Origin of the sequence: Nonomuraea sp. NPDC049784, from assembly GCF_040659615.1 — a bacterium.
GTDB lineage: Bacteria > Actinomycetota > Actinomycetes > Streptosporangiales > Streptosporangiaceae > Nonomuraea.
Map to the genome: position 1 here is coordinate 1 of NZ_JBFAMX010001045.1, position 2,170 is coordinate 2,170.

The 2,170-nt window shown below is 67.8% G+C and carries 4 protein-coding genes; 2 read left to right on the plus strand and 2 right to left on the minus strand.

Annotated elements, in window-relative coordinates:
- Positions 1–262 (minus strand): hypothetical protein (locus AB0J09_RS62965; protein ID WP_360713845.1); only part of this gene is annotated, 262 nt, incomplete at its 3' end.
- 204 nt (positions 263–466) lie between these two features.
- Positions 467–1,111, minus strand: a complete 645-nt coding sequence (locus AB0J09_RS62970) for a phenylalanine--tRNA ligase beta subunit-related protein (RefSeq protein ID WP_360713838.1) — start codon at positions 1,109–1,111, stop codon at positions 467–469.
- A gap of 73 nt (positions 1,112–1,184) precedes the next feature.
- Here AB0J09_RS62970 and AB0J09_RS62975 point away from each other — a divergent pair, with 73 nt between their 5' ends.
- The gene (locus AB0J09_RS62975) at positions 1,185–1,751 is read left to right on the plus strand and encodes a helix-turn-helix domain-containing protein (protein WP_360713840.1); all 567 of its coding nucleotides are present in this window, start codon (positions 1,185–1,187) and stop codon (positions 1,749–1,751) included.
- Positions 1,748–2,170 (plus strand): MFS transporter (locus AB0J09_RS62980; RefSeq protein ID WP_360713842.1); only part of this gene is annotated, 423 nt, incomplete at its 3' end. The genes AB0J09_RS62975 and AB0J09_RS62980, both read left to right, overlap by 4 nt.

Genomic DNA, 2,170 nt, shown 5'->3' on the forward strand with positions numbered 1-2,170 from the left:
GCTGCTTCGGCTTCGCGGCTGCCGGTGGCGCCTTGGGCGGCGCCTGCGGGGGAGCGGGAGCGGTCACAGTGCCGTTCGCCGCCTCCCTTACCGGTGCCGCTCGGCCCGGCCCGTAATCAGGGTTGTAGTCAGCGAAGAAGTTCCACCAGGCCTTGTCGACAGACTCAGGATCTTGGAGGTACTTCTGGTACAGCTCGTCGACAAGCCATTCGTTCTGACCAAAGCTTGCCAGCGGGTTTGTCCGCGACGACTCAGACGACACGGCGGAAATCGCCCTCTTCCGCAGATCGGCGTTGATGTTAGAGAACCTGTCCAAGGCTACTCGCCCGGACCGGCAGCGCGCGCCGAAGAGGCTGTGGCGCCTCGAACGATCCTCTCAGGACAGAGCAAAGACGTCACGCCCCCCTTGTCGGTCCAGGCGGTGCCGCAATTATTACTCTTTGGTATCAACACCGGGACATGAGGTTTATTTCCCGCTAGACACCACTCTGCTAGTGATCCGCACCTGAGGGGACAACTCAGACAGTAGGTCCGCCAGCTCCTCGCCCGCCTGCTTGAGCTCCTCCAGCGACATCGGCTCGAGGCGTTCGAGCAGGAAGATCGCGTTCGTCGTCTCCTCGGTGAGCCGGGTGCGCACCACCTGGCGCCAGTTCCACCTGCGGCAGGTGACGCCGACGTCGTCGCGCCAGATCACCTCGCCGGGCTCTGGCGTGCCGAGCGCCTCCTCGGACGCCTCGTCGCCGGTCGCCCTGACCAGCCGGGCCGGCCCGACGTAGTGGTCGAGGTCCTCTCCGCCGATCGGCAGCGCGTGCTTCACGCTGATCGAGTTGTACGCGTCCACGACCTGGTTGATCTCCGGCAGCGGCATCCTGCGGGTGAGGGCGTCGACCGAGGGCCGGGTCCGCTGCGGCTTGGCCCCGAACGCCCGGTACGCGTCCTTCCAGGCGTCGATCTTGTCCGACTGGACCTCCACCTCGGAGGCCGCCGCCAGCCATGCCCGGGACCGGTCGTCCGTGGGCCCGTTGTGGAGTCCGTGCGCGGTCATGATCAGCACCGCGAAGTCGGGGCGCAGCGCGAAGACGGAGTCGTCCACCCAGATGTCGTCAAGCATCTCCACAGTCTAAGAGCGGGCAGACCGCAAAATTCCCTTTGCAAAATTGTCTTTGCGGTCTATCGTGAGCCGTATGGAGGAGCGCTACAAGATCAGCGACCCGCAGGTGCTCAAGGCGGTCGCCCACCCGCTGCGGGTGCGCCTGCTCGGCCTGCTGCGCACCGACGGTCCGGCGACCGCGAGCGAGCTGGGCCGCAAGGCCGGCGAGAGCTCGGGCTCGACCAGCTATCACCTGCGCGAGCTGTTCAAGTACGGATTCATCGAGGAGGACCCCGAGCGGCGCGACGGGCGCGAGCGCCGGTGGCGGGCCCGCCACAACTACACCTCGTGGGACGACGTCGAGATGTCCGCCACCGCCGAGGGCCGCGAGGCGATCAGGATCATCCATCTGCGGCAGGCCGAGATGGTCGGGCGGGTGATGGAGGAGTTCGACCTCGGCGAATGGTCCCACGACTGGGTGGACGCGGCGGGGATGAGCGACCACATCGTCTGGTTGCCGCCCGCCGCGCTGCGCGAGTTCAACCGAAAGGCCGAGGAGCTGCTGTTCGGCCTCGCCGCCAAATACGCGGGCGATCCCGATGCCCGGCAGGTCAACGTCTGGCTGGGCGCCGTGCCGCGATCGAGGGAGGAAGGCCGATGACCGCACGCTCGGCGTTACGCCGCTACATGCTCGTCAGTTTCCTGACCTGGCTGCCCCTGGGGCTCATGGTGGCCACCATGGTGCTGCTGATGACCGCGCGCGGGCTCAGCCTGGCCCAGGTGGGGCTGTCGGTGACGGTGTTCTCGATCGTCACCGTCGGCCTGGAACTGCCCACGGGGGGCCTGGCCGACGTCATCGGGCGGCGGATGGTGCTGGCCGCCTCCGCCGCGTGCACCGTGGCGGCGCTGGCGCTGATCAGCGTGTCCACGACGTTCTGGATGTTCCTGGTGAGCGGCGTGCTCAAGGGCGTGGCCAGGGCGCTGTCCAGCGGCCCCGCCACCTCCTGGTACGTCGACACGCTGCACGAGATCGAGGGCCGCGACGCCGATCTCAAGCCGGGCCTGGCGCGGGGCGGCGCG

Bases quoted from the DNA above. Each gene is read 5' to 3' on its own strand.
- AB0J09_RS62970 (WP_360713838.1), bottom strand. From the start codon at position 1,111: ATGCTTGACGACATCTGGGTGGACGACTCCGTCTTCGCGCTGCGCCCC.
- AB0J09_RS62975 (WP_360713840.1), top strand. From the start codon at position 1,185: ATGGAGGAGCGCTACAAGATCAGCGACCCGCAGGTGCTCAAGGCGGTC.